Source organism: Actinoplanes sp. L3-i22, assembly GCF_019704555.1.
In the GTDB taxonomy this organism is placed as follows: domain Bacteria; phylum Actinomycetota; class Actinomycetes; order Mycobacteriales; family Micromonosporaceae; genus Actinoplanes.
This window is the reverse complement of record NZ_AP024745.1, coordinates 5,020,872-5,041,857: the sequence shown is the minus strand read 5'-3', so window position 1 is coordinate 5,041,857 and position 20,986 is coordinate 5,020,872. Positions and strand designations below refer to the sequence as shown.

Sequence of the window (20,986 nt, the reverse complement as noted above, 5' to 3'; positions counted from 1 at the left end):
CCATGCCCGTCACCACCATCGACGGCCACCGGATCCACGTGGACGAGGAAGGCTTCCTGACCTCGTACGACGAATGGAGCCCGGAGCTCGCCGAACGCCTCGCCGCGCAGATCGGCGTCACGCTCACCGACGCCCACTGGAAGGCGCTCACCTTCCTGCGCCAGGACTACGCCCGCCAGGGCGAGACCGCGACCCTGCGCCGGGTCTCGACCCAGGGCGGCATCCCGGTCAAGGAGCTGTTCACGCTCTTCCCGAAGAAGCCGGCCAAGAAGATGGCGTACATCGCCGGTCTACCCAAACCACACGGCTGCGTCTGACCCCAGGAGGCTCGCCATGACCACCGATGCCGGGCCGGCGATCGTGCCGGACTTCGACGACCAGCAGAACTCCGGCCGCAAACTGGCCATCATCTGTTCCAAGGGCAATCTCGACATGGCCTACCCCGGCCTGGTGCTGGCCAACGCCGCCCTCGGGGAGGGCGTGGAGACCCACCTGTTCTTCACGTTCTGGGGCTTCGACATGATCACCAAATCCCGGATGGGGCAGCTGAAGTTCACCATGCTCGGCAACACCGCCACACACCTGCCGCAGGGCCTGGGCGGGCTGCCCGGGATGACCACGATGGCCACCCACCAGATGCGCAAGCAGATCGCCGGAATCGGCATACCCGAGGTTCCGGAGTTCCTGGACCAGATCGTCGCCTCCGGCGGCCACCTGTGGGCCTGCCGGATGTCCGCCGACATGATGCGGCTGGGCCTCGACGACCTCTACGACGGCGTCGAGGACATCATCAGCGCCGCGGATTTCATCGAGAAGACCGACGGCGCCCAACTGTTGTTCATCTAGGCCGGCGGCTCGGGCGGACTGCCTGCACCGGTAGGGAGAGGCCATGAATGTCCTGGCGGCCGGATCCCAGGGTTGGCTCCAGGACCGTGCTGACGCCCTGGCCCGCTGGTACTCCGACGTCGGCGGCCCCACCGTCAACATCCTGACCTGGTTCACCGGCGTCTTCCTGGCGAGCCTCACGGTCGCTCGGCTGCTCGGCTGGATCGTCGTGCGGCCGGACAGCCGCTGGCCGTGGACCGAGGCGGTCTGGCGTCGTCTCACCTGGGCCGGGATGGGCCTGGTGATCGCCGGCGCGGGTATGTGGACCGCGGCGGCGACCTCCGGGGCGCCAGCCGGCCGATCGGTGCCCCTGCTGGTCACTGCCGCCCTGAGCAGCAGCGCCGGCGTGATCGTCTTCGGATCGGGGCTCGGCTTCCGGCTCCGGGTCACGGTGGACGTCCGCGGTCCCGACGGCACTGTCAGCGGCGCCGGCACGGCGTACGTGGCGACCCGGATCGACGCGATGGGCTCCGGTCACCCCGGAGGGCTGAGCGCCCCGGAGGGCAGCGACATCGTCCGGCTGCCCGAGGCCGCGATCTCCACCATTCCGCAGGCAAGGACGGCGGCCGTGCTGATCATGGCGATACGCGCGGTGGCCTCGATAACGCCGTGGCACGCGCATGTGACGCTCGTCGACGACCACGCCGTCACCGTGGTCATCAGCCGCAACGGCCGGCAGGTCGACTCCACGGTGATCTTCGCCGCCGACTTCGGGCTGCCGGCCGGCGGTCCGACCGCGCTGCTCACGGTGGCGTCCACGTACATCTTGTTCAAGCTCACCCGGGCCTACCGGGAAATCCGGCAGGGACTCGGCGGTGCGACCCGCTGGAGCAGCTACGCCTGCCAGGTGCTGGCCGGCACACCGCCCTGGCGTGGCGACGCACGGTTGCTGACCAGGCTGCTCGCCCAAGCCGTTGACACCGACCCGGCGAACGCCTCGGCCTGGCTCAATTACCTGCAGCACATGCGGTACACCCGGCCATATCCGGAGGCGCTGGAGCGCCGGGTCGAACTGCTCGAGACGCTGTGGAGGGACATCGCGAGCCGCAGCAAGCTCGACGACGAGACCGCCCTGCGGATCCGCGTCCTCTACATGCTCACCACCACCGCCTGCAACTCGTATCGGGCCCACAGCGAGGGGGCTGCCCGGAACCGGATCGCGGGACGGGCCCAGCAGTATGCCGCCTGGCTGGACGCGGAGGTGCACGACGACACACGGCCTCGGGAGAAGGGCCTGGTGGAATTCCTCGAGACCGTACGTCCGCTGGCCGCTCAGTTGTCCGCGCACGTCAACGCGATACCGGACGCCGAGCCGCCCCCGCGGTCCGCCGACCGGCCGGCCGCCGGGCTGGCCTCACTACACTCCTACTACACCCAGGCCTGCTTCCTGGCCGGCACCGGCCGGCCGGACGAGGTGCTGGACCTGCTGGAAATCGCCGTGGGTAACGCGAACCTGCGGCGGGGCGCCGCCGCCGACCCGTACCTCGTGGCGCTGCACGGACATCCACGGTTCCGCGCGATCACGAGCGGTCCGCCGGAGATCGCCGCCATCGGTGTCCTGGGTCCGCACGCCGAGGCCTTGCACCGCAACGGGATCTTCCACCCGGCCCAGCTGCTGCGCCGCGGTCCAGCCGAGGATCACGACCTGGTCGATCAGCTCAAGGTGACATCCGCGACCATGGCCTGGATCCGCGGCGTCTGCGAACTGGCTCAGGCATGTCCCGACGCCGAACTCGCCACCTCCTGGATCAGCATGCTGATCGAGGAGGGCATCGACAGCCTGGCCGTCCTGCGCGCCGAGGTGACCGGCAACCGGCTCACGCCGCTGCGGCGGCATCTGTCGCAGGCGGCCGACGCCCACGACACGATGCCGCCGACCGGTGATCAGTTGCGGGCCTGGGCGGCCCGCGACTGATCAGCGCGTATCCGGCGCCGGCATCTGCCACGGCGCCGTTCCGGGGCCACCCGGCAGATCGGTGCTGAGGCCGATGGTGTCGCCCGGCAGACTTCCCGGAATCAGCGCGGCCCCGGCCATGAATTGACTCGCCGGCGCGTATTCGCCCGGCTTGCCGTTCTCCCGGCGCCACGGGTTACGGGTCTTGACCATGCGCGGCAGGTAAAGCCCGAGCCGTGTCCGGTAGACCCGATCGCCCTCGCGCACCATACCGACGCCCGGCGGTTTCGGCCCGGAATCGCCGGAGCCGTCGTCGTCGGCCGGGCTGACCAGCATGATCAGCGTCTCGGGGGAACACACACTGAACTCGTGGGCGATCGGCAGCAGGTCACGCGGCAGCAACTCGGCGCGCAGGCCCAGCTCGCCCGCCAACTCCCGGACGCCGAGAACCGACTCGTGCGAGGCGAAGCCGTACACCAGATCGTGCAGCACGTCCTGGACGAGGTCGTCGCGGTCGAGATGCCGTGGGTTGAGCAGCAACTTGTTGTCCGCGCCGCAGAGCAGCCGCCGCCCGTAGGCCTCGCCGGTCTTGAGCATCTGGTCCCAGTAGCCGACCCGGTGCGACTCGATCCGTTCAAACAGCGGCGCGGTGATGACCCGCGTCATGTCGATGCCACAACGCAGCAGGTCGTCGGGGCGCACAGCGCGGTGTTCGTACAGTCGGGCCACGGTTTCGACGAACGTGTCGAGCGCGAAGTCCTGCAACCGGTTCAGGGCCTTCAACAGGTGCAGCGCCGACGAGAAGTCCGGCGTGCCGGCGTCGGTGACGCCGGTGTGGATCTGCGCGTCGAGCGGGCCCAGAGCACCCAGTTCGCCCAGCAGGATCCGATCTGTGCCCAGACACAGCAGCGTCGCGGAACTCTGCGCCCGCTGTGGAACACAGGCGGCGAGCTCACCGTCGCCGATCATCCGGCCACGCAGCATCGCGATCATGCGGTACGTGGCGTGGATGTCTCCGCCGGACGAGTTGATCACCAGATCCAGGTCGTGGAACCGGTCGTCGCCGACGGCACTCATCACGTGGTCGACGATCCGCCTGGTGATCGGCACGTCCAGCCGGTCCGCGGCCAGATCACCCTCACCCAGCAGCAGGAACAACGCGGGTCGGTTCCGGGCGCCGGTGAACCGGCAGGCCACCCTGACGATCGCGGGAGCCCTCGATCCGTTCGCCTGTTCCTTGCTGATCCCGGTGTCCGCTGTCATGCCGGTCACGTCGGCCAGAACATCAGATCTGTGCCCATTCACCGGACTCGCCTCCTCAAGGGCCACGTCCGTACCTATCTCGATCCTGGAGCCGGAAAGTCACGCTGGGTAGAGCCGACCGGCCGTACCGGCAGGGGAAACGTGACAACCTCGCCGTTCACCGCGATGCGGCACGGCCGGCGGCTCCGGCTTGCCACAACGGCAGCCGCACGGTGACGGTGACCCCGTCCGGTGAGGTGATCGCGACCGTGCCGCCGTGGGCGGTGATCAACTCCCGGACCACGGCCAGCCCGATGCCGGTGCCGGCCGTGCCGGTCGCGCCGCGCCCGCGCCACAGCCGTTCGAACGCGTGGGGCAGCTCATCGGCCGGAATGCCGGGACCGGTGTCGGCGACCGTCAGCACCGCGAAGCCGCCCTCGGCGCGCACCCGGACCAGCACCTGGTCGCCGGGCCGGCAATACCGGGCGGCGTTGGCGAACAAATTGGCCACCGCCTGATGCAACCGGTCGGGATCTCCGTGCACCGGCACCGGCATGCCCAGGTCAGCGGTCACGGTCAGGCCGGCGGCGTCGAGCCCGGCCCGCTGGGCCGCCAGCGCGGCCGCGGCGATCCCGGCCAGGTCGGTGCGGACCCGGTGCAGCGACAACGCCGCCGACTCGGCGGCCGACAGGTCGGCCAGGTCCTGCACGACGCGCCCCAGCCGCAGGCTCTGGTCGTGCAGCGCGGCCAGCCGCTCCGGCTCCGGGGCGCGCAGACCGTCGCGCAGCTCCTCCAGTCCGGCCTGCAGCCCGGCCAGCGGCGTCCGCAGTTCGTGGGCGATGTCGGCGGCCAGCCGGCGGCGCACGCTGTCGGCCCGGACCACCTCGTCGGCCATCGTGTCGAAGGCGGCGGCGACCTGGCCCAGCTCGCCCGGGGCGCGCAGGCCGGCCCGGGCGGTGCGTTCACCCGCGGCGAACCGGCGGGCGGTCGCGGCCAGGATCACCAGCGGCCGGGCGAGCCGGCGCGCCACGAACGCGCTGACCGTCAACCCGGACAGCAGGGCCACCACCGCCGCGGTCGCGATCCAGGACCAGGCCACCGTACGGACGCTGGACGCTCCGGCCGGGAAGGTCAGTCGCACCGCACCCACCCGCTCGCCCCGCACGCTCACCGGCGCTTCGACGACCAGGCCGGCGGCGTTGCCCATGCTCTGCGTGCCGCCCATGCCGGGCCCCATCCCGTGGCCCGGCCACACCATGGCGCCGGTGGCGTTCGTGACGGTCAGCCGTGCGCCGACCGCGGCCGCGGCGGCCGACGCCGCGGACAGGTCGATCCCGTCCCAGCCCCCCGACCGCGCGTACGTGTCGGCGACGGCCGCGGCGACCCGGCCGGCGACCTGCCGGCGGTCCTGCTCCCGGGCGCCGGCCAGGCCCAGGCCGGCGGCGATCAGCGCGCCGGCCGTGAGCACCGCGACCGACGAGACGGCGACCAGCAGGAAGGCGGCGAGCAGCCGGCGGCCCAGCGGACCGGTCAGCGCGGCCCGGTCACTGGTCACGTGACCACCCGAGCCGGTACCCGACGCCCAGCACCGTGGCCACGATCCGCGCCGCGTCCGGGCCCAGTTTGCGGCGCAGGTTCTTCACGTGCGAGTCGACGGTGCGCTCGTAGCCGGCGAACTCGTACCCACGCACCTGATTGATCAGCTCGTACCGGGAGTAGACCCGGCCCGGCACCGACGCGAGCGCGGTGAGCAGCCCCCACTCGGTCCGGGTCAGCTCGATCCGGGCACCGTCGAGCCACGCCTCGTGGCGGACCTCGTCGAACCGCAGCCGGCCGCCGCCGAAGCTCGTCATGTCGTCGGCCGCCGCGGCGCCCCGGGCCCGGTGCAGCACGGCCTCGACCCGCAGCACCAGCTCGATCGGGGAGAACGGCTTGGTCATGTAGTCGTCCGCGCCCCGCCGCAGCCCCTCGATGCGATCCTCGACACCGCTGCGCGCGGTCAACACGATAACCGGAAGGTCGCGGCCGTCCCGGGCCGCCGACAGCACCTCCCGGCCGTCGACGTCGGGCAGACCGAGATCCAGCACGACCAGGTCCACCCCGCCGCCGGCCAGCACGCCGATGGCCTCGGCCCCGGTGCCGGTGGTGCGCACCGGGTGGCCGGCCCGCTCCAGATAACGCCGGACCAACTCCCGCAACTCACGGTCGTCCTCGACGACCAGAACGACGCCGGACACGGGCTTCGCGTCCTCCCTCCTGGGCCGGGCAGTGCAATCCATCGGTCACCGCCTGCCGCTCCTCAGGTACCGGCGCCGGAGTCGCCATTCCGCGGCACCGACAGCGGGCGCTCGACGTCGTCGCGGGCGGCCAGCCGCTCCAGCGCATGCTGGTACTGCCCGTGGCTGATCTCACCGCGAAGCAGCTGTGCGGCCAGCACACCCTCCAGGCTCGCCGGCTCCGCCGCGGTGTTCCCGGCCTCGGGGCCACCAGGCGCCCCGGCCTCCTCCCTGCTCGCGCCGGAGGTCTTCGTCCCGGCGGGCCGGAACGCGGACCGGACGGCCAGGCCGAGGAAGAGCATCATGAGCGAGATGTAGAGAATCAGGCCCAGCATGACGGTCACCTCCCATCAATGCTCACCCTGCCCCTCAACGACCGAGATCAGCAGGGACGAAGGTCCCGCCGGGACGGCGCGGCAGGCCCGGGCCGCGGTCACCGCGAGACCCCATTGGTGAAGAGCGCATACCCGCGGGGGTACGTTTGGGCGATGGAGATCGACGGCGCCGCCCTCACCGACGTGATCAAGCGACTGCGCCGCGCCGAGGGCCAGATCCGCGGCATCATCGCCATGCTGGAGTCCGGGCGCGACTGCGCCGACGTGGTCACCCAGCTGGCCGCGGTGTCCAAGGCCCTCGACCGGGCCGGCTTCAAGATCATTGCTACCGGCCTGCGCCAGTGCGTGACCGCCGAGCAGGACGGTCAAGACTCCAGCGTCGATGTGGCCAAGCTGGAGAAGCTGTTCCTGTCACTGGCCTGACGGCCGGTCACGACACCAGGCTGAACGCGGCCTCCTCCTCCTGCGCGTTGTGCAGGCGCAGAATCGCGTACAGGCCGTAGAGCAGCCGCCGCACGTCGGTGACGTCCTCGGCCTCCGCCTCCTGGAGCAGGTCGTCGACGGTACGGCGCAGCCGGCCGATCTGATGTTCGATCTCCGCGTGCGTGCGGCTGAGCCCGCTGGTCGCCTCCGCCCCGCCCAAGGCCCTTGCCATGATCGGCAGCAGCTCCGCCTCCTCGGCACGCTCGTGGGCCAGCAGCCGCAGTTCGAGATCGCCCAGCAATCCGCGGACCGGGCCCAGGTCGTACGGCGGCCGGTCCAGCGCGTCGGCGACCGTGCGCACCTGCTCGACCAGCGGCCGCACCTCCTGGTGCTCGGTGTACAGCCGCCGGGTGATGGCCGCGTCCGCGGTCGGCAGCGCCACGGTGTGCGCCCGCCCCGGGATCAGCGCGGTCAGCGCGACGGCGATCGCCACGAGGTCGATGCCCTCCTGCAGTACCGCCCCGGCGACCGGCGACAGGTATCCGGCGGCCGCCGCCACCATCGCCAGCAACGACATTCCCATCCCGGCCCCGACCGCCCAGCCCGCGATCCGGCGGCAGCGCCGGGCGACGAGGATCGCGTCGGCCAGCGCACCGATCTGGTCGACGGTGAGCACCACGTCGGCGGCCTCCGCCGAGGCGGTCGCGCCGCGGGCAGCCAGCGCGACCCCGACGCCCGCCGCCGCCAGCGCCGGGGCATCGTTGATCCCGTCGCCGACCATGATCGTCGGCGCCCGGTCCTGCTCGGCGCGGACCAGGGCCAGCTTGTCCGCCGGGTCACAGTCGGCGTGCACCGCGTCGGCGCCGACGATGCGCCCGACGGCCGCGGCCGCGTCCGGGTGATCGCCGGTCACCAGCACCACCCGGCTGATCCCGGCGGCCCGCAGGGCTCGCACCATGCGCGGCGCCTGTGGCCGCACCCGGTCCTCCAGCACCAGCACACCGGCCGGCACGCCGTCGACCGCCACGAACACCGTCAGCGAGCCGTCGAGCGCGGCACGCCGCTGGGCGTGCCTGGCCCAGGCCGGCAGCGGGCCGGGCACGACGTTCGCCGCTTTGCCCAGCCGGATCCGGTGGCCGTCGACGACACCTTCGACGCCGTACCCATGACGTTCCTCGACGGCGTCGGCGGCCGACAGCGGCAGTCCCCGGTCTCGCGCGGCGGTGACGATCGCCCCGGCGAGCACGTGCGCCGAGCACTGATCCACGCTGGCGGCCAGGCGCAGTACCTCGTCGGCGGGCACCGTCGCACCCGCGCGGGTGACCACGCCGGCGAGCACCGGCCGGCCCGCGGTCAGCGTGCCGGTCTTGTCGAACAGCAGGACCCGGCCGGCGGCCAGCCGCTCCAGGGCGCCGCCGCCCTTGACCACGACACCACCGCGCGCGGCCCGGGAGATCCCCGAGATGATCGCGATCGGAGCGGCCAGCAGCAGCGGGCACGGGGTGGCCACCACCAGCACCGCCACCGCTCGCACCGGGTCACCGGCGAGCGCCCACGCCAGACCGGCCAGCACCAGCGTCAGCGGCACGAACGCCACCGCGAAGCGGTCGGCCATCCGCACGAACGGCGCGCTGCCCGCCTGCGCCTGCTCGACCAGTCGGACCACACCGGCGTACGTGGAGGCCGCCGCGGTCGCGGTGGCCGTCAGCCGCACCGCCTGGCCGGCGTTGACCACGCCGCTTCGCACGTCCTCACCGGCCCGCCGCTCGACCGGCAGCGGCTCCCCGGTCAGCGCGGATTCGTCCAGGCTGGCCGGCCCCAGCAGACGCCCGTCCACCGGAACGATCTCGCCGGCGCCGACCACCAGCCGATCACCGACGGCCACCTCGGCCACCGGCACCTCCACCGGGCCGGCCGGGGTCTGGCGCCGGGCGGTTCGCGGCGCCCGCGCGACCAGGACGCTCAGTTCGCGGCGGGCCCGGGCCTGGGCGCGGGCCTCCAGCAGCGCCCCGCTGGCCAGCATGACGGCGATCACCGCGCCGGCCGCGGCCTCCCCCACCCACAGCGCGCCCGCCAGCGCGAGCCAGGCGATCACGTCGACGCCGGCTTCACCACGGCGCAGCGCAGCGACCAGCGTCACCGTCGAGTACGCCAGACCCAGCAGCGCCGCGGAGGCCCACACCCGGTCCGCCGGGCCCCGGGCATCGGCCGCGGCCAGCGACAACCCGGCCAGCGACAACAGCGTCGTCGCGGCGAACAGGACCTGCTCACGCCGCTGGGACCACCACCGCATCCGGTCCCCCTCTCGTCGCTCATCTCCACCGTCGGACAACGACGACCGCGCGGGCAGGGCCGGAAGTCCCTGTCCGCCGGGCGGCCGATCAGGTGGACTAGGAGTCGTGATCCGGCATCCGGCGTACACCGTGGAGCCCTGGCGGGTGCGCGAGACGTACCTGGACCGGGAGATCCTGGCCCGCTCCGAGTCGCTGTTCGCCCTGTCCAACGGAAACCTCGGGCTGCGCGGCAACCTCGACGAGGGCGACCCGCACGCCACCCCCGGGACCTACCTCAACTCGTTCTTCGAACTACGGCCGCTGCCCTACGCCGAGGCGGGGTACGGCTACCCCGAGTCCGGCCAGACGATCGTCAACGTCACCGACGGCAAGGTGATCCGCCTGCTGGTCGACGACGAGCCGTTCGACGTGCGGGACGGCCGGCTGCTCCGGCACGAGCGCGAGCTGGACCTGCGCGCCGGGGTGCTGCGCCGCGAGGTGGAGTGGGAGTCACCGGCCGGGCGGGCGGTCCGGGTGCGCTCCACCCGCCTGGTCTCCTTCGCGCAGCGCTCGATAGCCGCGATCGAGTACGAGGTGACTCCGGTGGACACCCCGCTGCGGGTGATCGTCCAGTCCGAGCTGGTCGCGAACGAGACGCTGCCCGGTCCGCTCCGGGATCCCCGGGTGTCGGCGGTGCTGCGCGCGCCGCTGATCGCCGAGGAGCACCACGCCGACGGCACCCATGCGGTGCTGTCGCACGTCACCCGCGAAAGTGGCCTGCGTGTCGCCGCGGCGATGGACCATCTGGTGCAGGGCCCATCCGGGCTGCGGTACGACACCGAGGCGGAACCGGATCTGGCGCGCACCACGATCGCCTGCCGGCTGACACCCGGGCAGCGGCTGCGGCTTGTCAAAATCATCGCGTACGGCTGGTCGAGCCGCCGGTCGCGGCCCGCGGTGCACGACCAGGTCGCCGCCGCGCTGGCCGGCGCCCGGTTCGAGGGTTGGGACGGCCTGCTCGCCGCGCAGCGGGCGTGGCTCGACGAGTTCTGGGACGGTGCCGACATCGAGCTCGACGGCGACGCCGAGGTGCAGCAGGCGGTCCGGCTCGCGATGTTCCACGTGCTGCAGGCCGGGGCGCGGGCCGATCGCCGGCCGATCGCCGCCAAGGGCCTGACCGGCGCCGGGTACGACGGGCACGTCTTCTGGGACACCGAACGATACGTACTGCCGGTGCTCACCTACCTGCGGCCGGACGCCGCCTCCGGAGCGCTGCGCTGGCGGCACGCGACGCTGGGCCTGGCCCGGGAACGGGCGGCGACGCTGGGCTGGGCCGGCGCGGCCTTCCCGTGGCGGACGATCCGTGGGCAGGAGTGCTCGGGTTACTGGCCGGCCGGCACCGCCGCGGTGCACCTGGCCGCCGACATCGCCGACGCGGTGGTCCGCTATGTGCAGGCCACCGGCGACACTGCCTTCGACCGGGATGTCGGCCTCGAACTACTGGTGGAGACCGCCCGGCTGTGGGCCTCGTTCGGTCACTACGACCGCGACGGTCGCTTCCACCTGGGTGGGGTCACCGGCCCGGACGAGTACACCGCCGTCGCCGACGACAACGTGTACACGAATCTGATGGCGCGGCGGAACCTGATCGCCGCGGCCGACGCCGCGGCGCGCCATCCCGATCGGGCCGGCGAGCTCAAGGTCGGCGAAGAGGAGGCGGCGGCCTGGCGGGCCGCGGCGGCCGCCATGAGTTTCCCGTACGACGAGCAACTCGGGGTGCACCCGCAGGTGAACGGGTTCACCCTGATGCGGGAATGGGATTTCGCCGCCACCGGAGCCGAGGACTACCCGCTGATGCTGAACTTCCCGTACCTGGATCTGTACCGGTCCCAGGTGGTCAAGCAGGCCGACCTGGTGCTGGCGCTGCACTGGTGCGGCGACGAGTTCAGCCTGGCGGACAAGGCCCGCGACTTCGCGTACTACGAGCGCCGCACCGTCCGCGACTCCTCGCTGTCGGCGTGCACCCAGGCGATCCTCGCCGCCGAGGTCGGGCACCTGGAGTTGGCGCACGACTACATCGGCGAGGCGGTCCTGACCGATCTGTACGACCTGCACCACAACACCCGCGACGGGCTGCACATCGCATCACTGGCCGGGGCGTGGCTGTCCCTGGTTGCCGGGCTCGGCGGGATGCGCGACCACGGCGGCACGCTCTCGTTCACGCCCCGGCTGCCCGGCCGTATCGACCGGCTGGCCTTCGCCATGCTGTGGCGCGGGCTGCGGCTGCACGTGACGGTACGGCCCGCCGAGGCCGTCTACACGCTGCGCGCGGCCGGTGGTGACGCGAAGCTCGAGCTGACCCATCACGGCGAGCCGCTGGTACTGACCACGGCCGCCCCGGTGGCCCGGCCGATCCCGCCGATCACGCCACTGACCGCGACGCCGGCGCAGCCGCCGGGACGCAGCCCCCTGCACCGCACCCGGCTGATCCCTTAGGTGGCGGAGCCGCGCCGGGCACGCAGCGAGGCCAGGTCGGCGATCTCGCCGGCGATGGCCGGGAACAACGCGTCCGGCAGGTCGTGCCCCATGCCGGTGAACTCCACGAGTTTGGCGCCGCTGACCGCCCGTGCGGTGGCCCGTCCGCCGGCCGGCCGGATCAGCGGGTCCTCGGTGCCGTGCACGACGAGCACCGGCATGCGCAGACCCCGCAGCAGCGGGCGCCGGTCCTCGCCCGACAGGATGGCCGCCAGCTGACGGCGGACACCGTTGGCGTCATGCCCCTGGTCGAAGCTCTGGCGCGCGGCCTCGGCGATGAGCTGCTCGTCCCGGGGATAACCGGGCGAACCGATGATCCGGAAGATGCGCACCATCCGCCGGGCCGCCGCGTCCCGGTCGTGCATAGGCAGCGGGATCAGCGCCGGCAGCACACTCGGGTGCGGGCGGCCGATGTGCGCCGCCGGGGTGGACGAGATGGACGTCAGGGTGCGCGCCCGCTCCGGATGCCGGCCGGCGAGCGTCTGGGCGATCATGCCGCCCAGCGATATCCCCACTATGTGGGCGTCGCCCCAGCCCAGGTCGTCCAGCACGGCCAGCGCGTCGCCGGCCATGTCGGCCAGGGAGTACCCGTCCCAGCGCCGGGTCACCCAGACCAATGGCGACGGCAGGCCCAGCCCGGTGAGGCGGGTCGAGGAGCCGACGTCACGGTTGTCGAAGCGGGCGACCCGGAACCCGTGCTCGGTCAGCTCCCGGCGGAGCCCTTCCGGCCAGAAGGACATCGACAGTCCCAGCCCCATGATCAACAGAAGCGGGACGCCGTCCTCTGGGCCTTCCACCTCGTACGCGATATCGATGTCGCCGTTGCGTGCCGTGCCCATCAGTGGTCCTCCCCCGCCCCGTCACCGGTCATCACCAGCACCTTGCGGGTCCACTCCGCGATGGCGGTCCAGTCCCGCAGATCACGCCGGGGATACCTCCGGCCCGGCGGGTCGGCGCCGCCGAACACGCCGACGCTGACCGGCACCAGCCACGGGCGGCGGGCCAGCGCCCGGCCGAGCTGGTCCGAACTGCTGCGCCAGGCCTCCTCGTCGTCGCGGCGCGGCCCCATCCCGAACACGGCGACCGGTATCGCGCCCAGCTCGTCGCGGTGCCGCCGCAGGAACCTGCGGGCGTCGGGATGCCAGCGTCCGGAATAGAGTGGAGCGCCGAGAATGATCAGATCCCACTGCCCCAGCGGTTCACCGACGGCCCGGGCCGGCGTCAGCACCACGTCCGCCCCGTCCGCGGTGGCGACGGTCGCCACCATCTCGGCCACCTCGCGAGTGGATCCCTTCCTGGTGGCAAAGGCCACGAGAATGCGTGCCATCGCAGCCACCTCCCTGATCCGATCCTGCTCCGCCACACCAACGGCGGTCAGGGCACAAGGTCCCCACTCAGCCACCGGCCCGCCCGGTGCTCCTCACGGCCGCCGGTCCCGGGTCGCGGCGATCAGCACCAGGATCCCGCCGACGACGACGATCGCCGGCCAGACCATCTCGAAGGCGAGCCACGGCACGAACAGACGCAGCAGCAGCACGCCGCCCAGCGCGATCAGCACCAGACCGAGATACCAGGTCAGCAGGCCGGCCGGGGGCCTCGGCCCGGCCGGTTCCGGTCCGCCGTCGTCGTCCGGGACGACGATCCAGGCGATGACGTAGGCCAGCGCACCGGCCCCGCTCGCCAGGGCGAGGGCCACCGCGACGATCCGCAGCAGCACCGGGTCGACGTCGAAATACCGGCCGAGCCCGGCGCAGACCCCGCCGATCACCCGATCCGACCGGCTGCGGCGCAGCGTCCGCGGGCCACTGTGCGACGGCGTCACCATGGCAGGCCACCTCCAGCGAGTAGGAACGCCGGGCCGGTGGGCGGGCGCCCATCGGCCCGGCATCGCTCAGCCGACGAAGAAGATCGGGCAGTGGGCGTGGTGCAGGACCGCCCGGTCTACCGAGCTGAGCCGGCCGCGGCCGGCGGACCGGCCCAGCACCACCGCGGCGGCCCGGCTGGAGGCGTCAACGATCTCGTTCACCGGGTTCCCGGCCACGGTCCGGCTCCGGACGGTCACGCCGCCGATCCGATCCGTGCGATCCAGTTCCTCGACGGGTTCCTTAGTGACGCGCAGCCGCACGATGTCGCAACCGCGGGCCTTCGCCTCCTGCACGGCGAACTCGGACGCGCGGGTGGAGGCGGCGGAGCCGTTCGCCCCGACCACCAGTGGCCGGGTGGCCAGCTCCGGCCCCGGTGGCCAGCCGGGCTCCCGCACCACCAGCACCGGGCCGGTGTGCTCGGCCGCCACGTGGTCCGCAACGCTACGCCGCAGCGCGCCCCGGGCCCGGCCGTGCCGGTGCCCGACCACGATCAGATCGGTGGCGCCGGCCGCCGCCAGCAGCAGCTCGGCCGGGCTCATCCCGACGGTGACCTGAGTCGTTGCCGGGACCGACGGGGCGAACGAACGCACCCGCTCGGTGAGGTGCTCCAGCAGCCGGGGATCGCGGGGCGGCGCTCCGGCGTGCACGATCAGCAGCGCGGCCCCGTGCAGCTCGGCCTCGATCGCCGCCTGATCGACGGAGACGTGGCTGGTGGGCATGTCGTCCACGCCGACGATCACCGTGCCCGCGGTGGCCGGGTCCGCGGCGGGCCGGGCCGCGGCGACCGGCGTCCTCGCGGGTGCCGGGACATACGGATCGACGTACGAGAAGGTCCTGAGGTATCGGTTGATCATCTCGTGGTAGGGCGATATCCGATGCGGGTCACCGGCTCGTTGCCGAGCCTGCTGCTCCACATTGAACTTGTCGAGGTCGCTCATGACCGCCTCCCGACCCATCCGCCTGTGCGCGCGGGAACTGTCGCGGCGCCCCGAAAAGGCCGGGGCGCCGGCGACGTTACCGGCGCTCCTGACTCCATGTCATCGCGGATCCACCGTCCGCGACAGTGCTGTTGGACCTGTTCGCGGGCCGTCCGGCCCGGTTGCCGCAGTGGCCGTCGGACGCGGGGCTATCCGCGGCACCGGCCGATCCCACAAGGCCGCGATCCGGCCGGGCGGTCAAGGGCTTTCGGCCCTGCCCGGCGCGGCGGCGGGCCGCCGGACCAGCAGTCCCGGACGCGGCCGGCAACAGCCGCCGCGTCCGCAGTACTGGTCCTGGCCACGCCCGGTCACGGTTTGCTGAGCCGGTCCATCTCGGCCCGGACGGCGTCCTCGGAGGGCTCAGGGCCGACCAGCACGTCCCAGGCGTGGAACGCGACGCCGATACCCCAGCCGAACAGCGGGAACATCGGCCAGAAGAAGCCATCCGGCGTGGTCAGCCACCAGATGGTCACCAGGAACAGGTTCGACAGCACGTAGGCCAGCACATGCGCCTGCAGCTCACGGCGTTTCCGTAGACGGGTGAGCGCGGTCTGGCGCAGGTCTCCCGATGGATGCGCGGCCGGGACACCGGACGTCGTCGTCATGGTGGTCCACCTTCTCTCCTCGGCGCGGGTCCGTACCCCCACCGTCACCCGGGAACCGGTGGGGCGGGCAGGGCCGCAGGTCACCTGCCGGCCGGGCAGGGCCGGGCCATCCGGCCTCCCCGCAGGCGGCACGCCGTCAGCGCCACGGCGGGACCGCCGACGATCCGCAGCCCGCAGTGCGCCCGGCGGGCCAGCGCGGCGACGGAGGCCGCCGTGCGCGGCGTCGCTCCGGCCTCCAGCACCAGCAGCCCGGCCCGGCGGCTCGCGGCGGCCAGCGTGATCACGGCGTCCACGGTGCGACGCGCCGTCAGGCTCACCACGACCTCCGGGTACTTCCCGGACCACCGGCTCACCAGGTCGATCAGGTGCATGTCCTCCTCCGCGGACGCCGGGCCGGCGCCGACGACGGTCAGCGGGGCACCGCGCCGGCCGGCCTCCTCGAAGCCGTACCGCAGCGCCGTCTCGGCCGGATCCGCACCGATGACGCCGACGACGACAGGTGGCACGCTCATCGCCGCACACCCCCCGGTCGTGGAGCCGGCCCGAGTTCGGTCGGGCTCGTCCGGCTCCAGGAACGCACCACCACCCCGGTGACGGCCGCCATGGTGCCCGCCATCAGCAGCCCGCCGGCGACACCGATCAGGATCACCACGCCGAGCGCCTGGCCCGGGTGCCACAGCGGCATGGTGAAGGCCAGAAAGACCGTGAGCCCGGCCAGCCAGCCGCACGCGCTGGCGAGCACCCACCGGCCGGGTCGCGGGACGAGGTGGCGCAGTACCGTCCACTGCGCCACCCCGACGGAATTGAGCAGGGCCAGGCCGAGCAGCACGGCGACCGGGATCAGCAGCGCGAGCGGCCAGTGCGGCCACACGCCGGCGAAACTCGACGGAAGCAGACCGATTCCATAGGCGAGAACCGCCGCCGCCGCGGTGACCGTGGCCCAGCGCCGTACCGGAAATCCGGACAGCACCCGCCGCAGCACCACCGCCTGCCCCCAGCCGAGCAGCATGCCCTCCACCGCACCGGCCATGAGCAGGGTCCCGGCGGCGACGGGCGCCGCCGACCAGGCGGTGAGCGCCCCAGCCGTGGCGGGCACCGCGAAGCCGGCGAACTCGGCCACCGTCACGGTCGCCACCCACGCCGGCCAGACCTCGCCGGGAACCGAGTTCCGCATACCTTCATCGTGGATCGGCGCGCCGTCGCCGGCAGCGGCCGAACGACCCGCCACGGCAGGTCCTTGCGCGCTGCCCCGGGCGCCGGCCGGAGGGTAAGGCTGGGGACATGGCCGCCATCGAGGTAGACGGGTTGACCCGGGTATACGGATCGGTGCGGGCCGTGGACGGCGTCAGCTTCGCGGTGGGCACCGGAGAGATCTTCGCGCTGCTCGGCCCGAACGGGGCGGGCAAGACGACCACGGTGGAGATCCTGGAGGGATATCGCACCCGCGACGCGGGCACGGTGAGCGTGCTCGGCCACGACCCGGCGACCGGTGGGCCGGCGTACCGCGCCCGGATCGGTGTGGTGCTGCAGTCGGCCGGATTCGAGGAGGAGTTCACCGTGCGGGAGCTGGTCCGGCTCCAGACCCGGCTGTACCCGCACGGCCACGACCCGGACGAGCTGATCGCCCTGGTCGGGCTCGGTGACAAACGGAGCACCCGGGTCAAGGGGCTCTCCGGCGGCCAGCGGCGGCGCCTGGACCTGGCCCTCGGCCTGGCCGGCGCGCCCGAGTTGCTCTTTCTCGACGAGCCGACGACCGGCTTCGACCCGGCCGCCCGCCGCCACGCCTGGGAGCTGATCGCCGACCTGCGCCGGCTCGGCACCACGATCCTGCTGACCACGCACTACCTCGAGGAGGCGCAACGGCTCGCCGAACGGGTCGCCGTGATGCGGGCCGGGCGGCTGCTCGCCGCCGGCTCCCCGGAGGACCTGCGCGCCGGCAGCAAGCTACCCACCATGATCACGTTCGCCCGGACGCCGGAATTCGGTGCCGCCGGCATGCCCTCGCTCAGCGCGCCGCTCGAGGTACTCGGCGCGACGGCCCAGGTGTCCTCGCGGGATCCGGTCGCCGACACGTGGCGGCTGACCGGGTGGGCCCACGAGCACCGGGTCGACCTGCCGGACCTGGCTGTCAGCCCACCGACGCTGGAGGACGTCTACCTCGCACTCACCGAGGAGGAGGGTCCCGATGACCGTCCTGGCTGAGCGCCGGGCGCGGCCGCGCTCCGCGATGTGGGCGCTGACCGGGCACGCCGTGCTCGCCTTCACCCGCAACCCGGTCGCGGCGTTCTTCACCCTCGTGTTCCCGCTCGCCTTCCTGATCATCCTGGCCGCGATCATCGGTGACCAGCGCACCGAGGACGGCGTCCCGATCGTGCAGTACCTGGTCTCGCCGTTCGCCGTCTTCGGCGCCGCCCAGGCGTCGTTCGTGCTGGTCGCCGCGGATACGGCGAGCCTGCGGGAGAGCGGCGTGCTGCTGCGCCTGCGGGCCACCCCGGTCGCGGCGCGCACCGTGCTCGCATCCCGGATCGCCGCGGCGGTCCTCGCCGCCGGGCTCGCCGTGCTGCTGCTGACCACGGTGGGCGTGCTCGCGTACGACGTGCAGATCATCGGGCGCAAGGTGCCGGCCATGCTGATCACCCTGCTGCTGGGCACCTGCTGTTGTGCGGCGCTCGGGCTGGCGCTGGCCGCGCTGACCCGTACCGTCCTGGCCGCGCAGTCGCTGGCGCAGGGGCTGCTGATCTCCCTGGCCTACCTCTCGGACGTCTTCCTGGCCGGGGTCACCCTGCCCGGCTGGATGCAGGGGCTCGGCTCGGCGCTGCCGCTGAAGCACTTCGCGCGGGCCATGGCCGAGACCTTCGAACCCACCCCCGGGTACGGCTTCTCCCCCGGGCACCTCACCGTGCTCGTGGTCTGGGCGGTGGCCGGTGCCCTGGTAGCGGGCAGGTGGTTCGCCTGGCAGCCGCGCGGCGTCCGGGCGCCGAGGACGGTCCCCGAGCCGGCCGCACCGGCGCCGGTGCGGCTGTCGCCGCCGATCCGGCAGCGCCGGTCCGCGCCGGCGCTGTTGTCCGGGCAGATCGCGTACGCCCTGCTGGGCCAGAGCCGTGACATGCTCGGCGTGTTCTTCTCGGTGGCCTTCCCGGCTCTGCTGCTGGCGCTGTTCCCGGCGGTGTTCGGCGGTGGCCGGGTACACGGGATGGCGCTGGCCCAGTACCTGTACGCCGCAATGATCGCCTATACGGCGGCGCTCACCGCGTACGTCAACCTGCCGGAGTCGGTGGTCGCGGCCCGCTCGGCCGGCGTCCTCAAACGGCTGCGGGCCACTCCGTTGCGATTCCGCTGGTACTTCGCCGGGCGGCTCTGCGCCGCGCTGGTCGTCTCGGCCCTGGCCGCCGTCCTGCTCACCGCGGTCGGCGTCGGCTTCCTCGGGGTCCGGCTGGACCTGGTGCGGCTCCCGGCGCTGTTGCTGGCGATCGTCGCCGGCTCGCTCTGCTTCGCCGCGCTCGGCCTGGCGATCGTCACGCTCATGCCGGCGGCCCGCTCGCTCATCGCCGTCACGCTCGGCACGCTCCTGCCGCTCTGCTTCGCCTCGGAGATCTTCGTCGTCGGCGACCAGCCGCTACCGGGCTGGCTCACCACCGCCGCGAACGTCCTTCCACTGCGCCACCTGCTGCGTGCGGTGCTGGCCGCCACCGATCCGGCCGTGACCGGTCCCGGGTTCGCGGCCGGCCACCTCGCGGTGCTGGCAGCCTGGACAGTGCTCGGTCTGCTGGTCGCCGCTCGCCGCCGCGTCTCCTGGTGAGCACCCGCCCATCGGAAGCCTTGCTACGTGACGAATGTCGGCCGCACTGCCTTCCTTCGAATCTGCCGTCGGCAGTCCCGTGGATGCCAGGCTTGCCGAAGGAACAACCCTGGGATGCACCGTGTCCAGAAGCGACGCCACCGAGCGCCTCGATCTGACCGGAACCCGCCGAGGTCAAGTCGGTCGACTACCTTTGCGCCTGGGTCCCCGCCGGCTCAGCAGATCCGGGGTAGCTGCTCGCCGAGCGGCATGTCCAGCACCCGCCGCGAGCCGACCGCGGTGCGCACCGCCACCGGCCCGTCCACGTACACCTCGCCGATGCGGACCGCGCCGGCGCCCTCCGGCACCGGGGCCGGCATCGCGGCCGGCACCGCGTCCGACCGCCTTGGTGTCGCCGGTGACCACCGCGACACCGGCCGCCCGGGCCCGCGGCCCCTACCGAGGCCGCCACCCGCCGCAGATCGTCGATCGGCAGGCCCTCCTCCACGACGTAAGCGACGGCGACGGCTGCCGCTCAGCGATGGGCCGCCTGGGGCGTCCGGGGGTGCCGCTCGTGCTCACCGATGCCGGTCTCGCCACCGGCGGACCGTGAGCCGGGTCTCCGCTCCGGGTCGGCGCCGCTGTCGTGGTGCGCCGGCCAGAAGGCCATCAGGCCGGCCACGGCGACCGCCAGCAGAAGCGGGATGACGATGCCGGCCCATCCGGATCCGGTCGGCATGAAGTGCGGGTAGGCGTAGATCATGGCCGTGCTCCTTCCCTGCCTCCATCGTCGACCGGCCGGCACCGGGCTGTCAGGGCTCATCGGCCCGCGCATGCCGGACCACCGGCCGTATCGGCCTGCGGTGAAGACTCCATAACGTACGGTCATGGAGAATGCCCTCACGTCGAAAGATCACCGAACCGTCGTGGTCGGCGTCGACGGCACCCTGACCAGCACGGTGACCGTCGATCTGGCCGCGACCGAGGCGGCCCGCCGCGGTTGCCGCCTGCTCATCGTGCACGCCTGGCCCGGACGTTATCGCGGCCGGTTCCGCATCCGAGGTCCCCATCACGGCCAGGCGGAGGGCAGCGGCCTGCTCGCGCAGGCGGCCGCCCACGCCACCGCGGCCGGGGCCGGGCCGCCCGTGGAGACCCGGATGAGCGCCGGGCTGCCCGCCGACGTGCTCGCCGTGTGCTCCCATGACGCCGAACTGGTCGTCATCGGGCACCGGGACGGCCAGCTCGACCGGTTGGACTGGGGTTCGACCGCCCGCGCGCTCGCCCGGATCTGCCACTGTCCGCTGCTGGTGCACCGGGGGCGCTTCGACGCACACGGTCCGGTCGTCGTCGGCGTCTCGGCACGGCCGGGAGAACCCGCGCTCGGGTACGCGTTCGCCCAGGCCGCGCAGACCGGCGCCGACCTGGTCGCGGTACATGCCTGGCGCCGGCCGGCCGGCCGCGCCGGACGACACCCGCTGCCGATCGAAGCCGAGGATCCGCAGCGCAGGGCGGTTGCCGACGCGCTGGCGGCGGCCCTGGCCGCGCTTTCCTGGCAGTTGCCGCAGGTCGCGGTCCGGCCGCTGGTCGTACCCGACCTGGACGTGCCGTACACCCTGGACCGGGCTTCCCGGCGGGCCCGCCTGCTGGTGGCCGGAACCGGTGGCCGTGGTGAGCTCACCGACCTGCTCGGTCCGGCCGACGGTCGCCGGCGCGGGCATCACGGCCTGTGCCCGGTGGTGCTGATCCCACCGGGCTGGACGGTGGAACCGCCCACCGGCGCGGACCCGCCGCCGGCCCACATGCGGCCTCGCCGGACGGGGCGGCCGGCCCGTCCCGGCGGGACCTGACGCCCTGTTCGGCACGGCCGCCTCGGGGGTCCGATGGAAGGGGACCGGAAG

At 73.1% G+C, this 20,986-nt stretch carries 22 protein-coding genes and 1 pseudogene; 8 read left to right on the top strand and 15 right to left on the bottom strand.

Going from position 1 to position 20,986, the window contains the following annotated elements; genetic code table 11:
- The first annotated feature begins 2 nt into the window (after positions 1-2).
- The 3 genes from L3i22_RS22370 to L3i22_RS22360 are packed head-to-tail and all read left to right on the top strand — an operon-like array spanning position 3 to position 2,800.
- On the top strand, positions 3-317 hold the full coding sequence (locus L3i22_RS22370; RefSeq protein WP_221328902.1) for a TusE/DsrC/DsvC family sulfur relay protein: 315 nt from the start codon (positions 3-5) through the stop codon (positions 315-317).
- A 16-nt stretch (positions 318-333) separates the two neighbouring features.
- Positions 334-846, top strand: a complete 513-nt coding sequence (locus L3i22_RS22365; RefSeq protein WP_221328901.1) for a DsrE/DsrF/DrsH-like family protein — start codon at positions 334-336, stop codon at positions 844-846.
- 43 nt (positions 847-889) lie between these two features.
- Positions 890-2,800, top strand: coding sequence for a hypothetical protein (locus L3i22_RS22360; protein WP_221328900.1), 1,911 nt, complete (start codon positions 890-892; stop codon positions 2,798-2,800).
- Here L3i22_RS22360 and L3i22_RS22355 read toward each other — a convergent pair whose 3' ends face one another.
- The 4 genes from L3i22_RS22355 to L3i22_RS22340 form a co-directional block, all read right to left on the bottom strand.
- On the bottom strand, positions 2,801-4,042 hold the full coding sequence (locus L3i22_RS22355; protein WP_221328899.1) for a hypothetical protein: 1,242 nt from the start codon (positions 4,040-4,042) through the stop codon (positions 2,801-2,803).
- 157 nt (positions 4,043-4,199) lie between these two features.
- Positions 4,200-5,576: a HAMP domain-containing sensor histidine kinase gene (locus tag L3i22_RS22350; protein ID WP_221328898.1), complete on the bottom strand. Its 1,377-nt coding sequence runs from the start codon at positions 5,574-5,576 to the stop codon at positions 4,200-4,202.
- Entirely contained in the window at positions 5,566-6,258 is a 693-nt protein-coding gene (locus tag L3i22_RS22345; RefSeq protein ID WP_255658490.1) for a response regulator transcription factor, read from the bottom strand. Before L3i22_RS22345 ends, L3i22_RS22350 begins: the two co-directional genes overlap by 11 nt.
- A 62-nt stretch (positions 6,259-6,320) precedes the next feature.
- A complete protein-coding gene (locus L3i22_RS22340; protein ID WP_221328896.1) occupies positions 6,321-6,632 on the bottom strand; it encodes a hypothetical protein in 312 nt (103 codons plus the stop codon).
- Positions 6,633-6,785: 153 nt separating this feature from the next.
- On the opposite strand from L3i22_RS22340, the gene L3i22_RS22335 reads away from it, so the two are divergent.
- Positions 6,786-7,055 carry a metal-sensitive transcriptional regulator gene (locus L3i22_RS22335; RefSeq protein ID WP_221328895.1) on the top strand — a complete coding sequence of 90 codons (270 nt, stop codon included), beginning with the start codon at positions 6,786-6,788 and terminating at the stop codon, positions 7,053-7,055.
- Between the two features lie 7 nt (positions 7,056-7,062).
- Here L3i22_RS22335 and L3i22_RS54630 read toward each other — a convergent pair whose 3' ends face one another.
- The gene (locus L3i22_RS54630; protein WP_370644546.1) at positions 7,063-7,497 is read right to left on the bottom strand and encodes a hemerythrin domain-containing protein; all 435 of its coding nucleotides are present in this window, start codon (positions 7,495-7,497) and stop codon (positions 7,063-7,065) included.
- A 21-nt stretch (positions 7,498-7,518) separates the two neighbouring features.
- A pseudogene (locus L3i22_RS22330) lies at positions 7,519-9,405 on the bottom strand (heavy metal translocating P-type ATPase); the annotation flags it as partial.
- A gap of 49 nt (positions 9,406-9,454) precedes the next feature.
- On the opposite strand from L3i22_RS22330, the gene L3i22_RS22325 reads away from it, so the two are divergent.
- Entirely contained in the window at positions 9,455-11,824 is a 2,370-nt protein-coding gene (locus L3i22_RS22325; RefSeq protein WP_221328893.1) for a glycoside hydrolase family 65 protein, read from the top strand.
- On the opposite strand, the gene L3i22_RS22320 is transcribed toward L3i22_RS22325, so the two are convergent.
- From L3i22_RS22320 to L3i22_RS22290, 7 genes are all read right to left on the bottom strand, one after another.
- Positions 11,821-12,702, bottom strand: a complete 882-nt coding sequence (locus L3i22_RS22320) for an alpha/beta fold hydrolase (protein WP_255658489.1) — start codon at positions 12,700-12,702, stop codon at positions 11,821-11,823. The two genes, L3i22_RS22325 and L3i22_RS22320, sit on opposite strands and share 4 nt — an antisense overlap.
- Entirely contained in the window at positions 12,702-13,190 is a 489-nt protein-coding gene (locus L3i22_RS22315; protein WP_221328892.1) for a flavodoxin domain-containing protein, read from the bottom strand. The genes L3i22_RS22320 and L3i22_RS22315 overlap by 1 nt, the downstream gene beginning before the upstream one ends.
- Positions 13,191-13,283: 93 nt before the next feature.
- Complete coding sequence (locus tag L3i22_RS22310; protein WP_221328891.1) at positions 13,284-13,688, bottom strand: PspC domain-containing protein; 405 nt, start codon at positions 13,686-13,688, stop codon at positions 13,284-13,286.
- Between the two features lie 66 nt (positions 13,689-13,754).
- Positions 13,755-14,666 (bottom strand): universal stress protein, encoded by a 912-nt coding sequence (locus L3i22_RS22305; RefSeq protein ID WP_221328890.1) that lies wholly within the window; start codon positions 14,664-14,666, stop codon positions 13,755-13,757.
- 347 nt (positions 14,667-15,013) lie between these two features.
- Positions 15,014-15,310, bottom strand: coding sequence for a 2TM domain-containing protein (locus L3i22_RS22300; protein WP_221328889.1), 297 nt, complete (start codon positions 15,308-15,310; stop codon positions 15,014-15,016).
- A gap of 80 nt (positions 15,311-15,390) precedes the next feature.
- Complete coding sequence (locus tag L3i22_RS22295; protein ID WP_221328888.1) at positions 15,391-15,822, bottom strand: hypothetical protein; 432 nt, start codon at positions 15,820-15,822, stop codon at positions 15,391-15,393.
- Positions 15,819-16,484 (bottom strand): hypothetical protein, encoded by a 666-nt coding sequence (locus tag L3i22_RS22290; RefSeq protein WP_221328887.1) that lies wholly within the window; start codon positions 16,482-16,484, stop codon positions 15,819-15,821. Before L3i22_RS22290 ends, L3i22_RS22295 begins: the two co-directional genes overlap by 4 nt.
- A gap of 107 nt (positions 16,485-16,591) precedes the next feature.
- Here L3i22_RS22290 and L3i22_RS22285 point away from each other — a divergent pair, with 107 nt between their 5' ends.
- The gene (locus L3i22_RS22285; RefSeq protein ID WP_221328886.1) at positions 16,592-17,512 is read left to right on the top strand and encodes an ABC transporter ATP-binding protein; all 921 of its coding nucleotides are present in this window, start codon (positions 16,592-16,594) and stop codon (positions 17,510-17,512) included.
- Positions 17,496-19,109, top strand: coding sequence for an ABC transporter permease (locus tag L3i22_RS22280; protein WP_221328885.1), 1,614 nt, complete (start codon positions 17,496-17,498; stop codon positions 19,107-19,109). The genes L3i22_RS22285 and L3i22_RS22280 overlap by 17 nt, the downstream gene beginning before the upstream one ends.
- 215 nt (positions 19,110-19,324) lie before the next feature.
- On the opposite strand, the gene L3i22_RS22275 is transcribed toward L3i22_RS22280, so the two are convergent.
- Positions 19,325-19,468 carry a hypothetical protein gene (locus L3i22_RS22275; RefSeq protein WP_221328884.1) on the bottom strand — a complete coding sequence of 48 codons (144 nt, stop codon included), beginning with the start codon at positions 19,466-19,468 and terminating at the stop codon, positions 19,325-19,327.
- A 155-nt stretch (positions 19,469-19,623) separates the two neighbouring features.
- Positions 19,624-19,851: a hypothetical protein gene (locus tag L3i22_RS22270; RefSeq protein ID WP_221328883.1), complete on the bottom strand. Its 228-nt coding sequence runs from the start codon at positions 19,849-19,851 to the stop codon at positions 19,624-19,626.
- A gap of 124 nt (positions 19,852-19,975) precedes the next feature.
- On the opposite strand from L3i22_RS22270, the gene L3i22_RS22265 reads away from it, so the two are divergent.
- On the top strand, positions 19,976-20,935 hold the full coding sequence (locus L3i22_RS22265; protein ID WP_221328882.1) for a universal stress protein: 960 nt from the start codon (positions 19,976-19,978) through the stop codon (positions 20,933-20,935).
- The last annotated feature ends 51 nt before the right edge of the window (positions 20,936-20,986 follow it).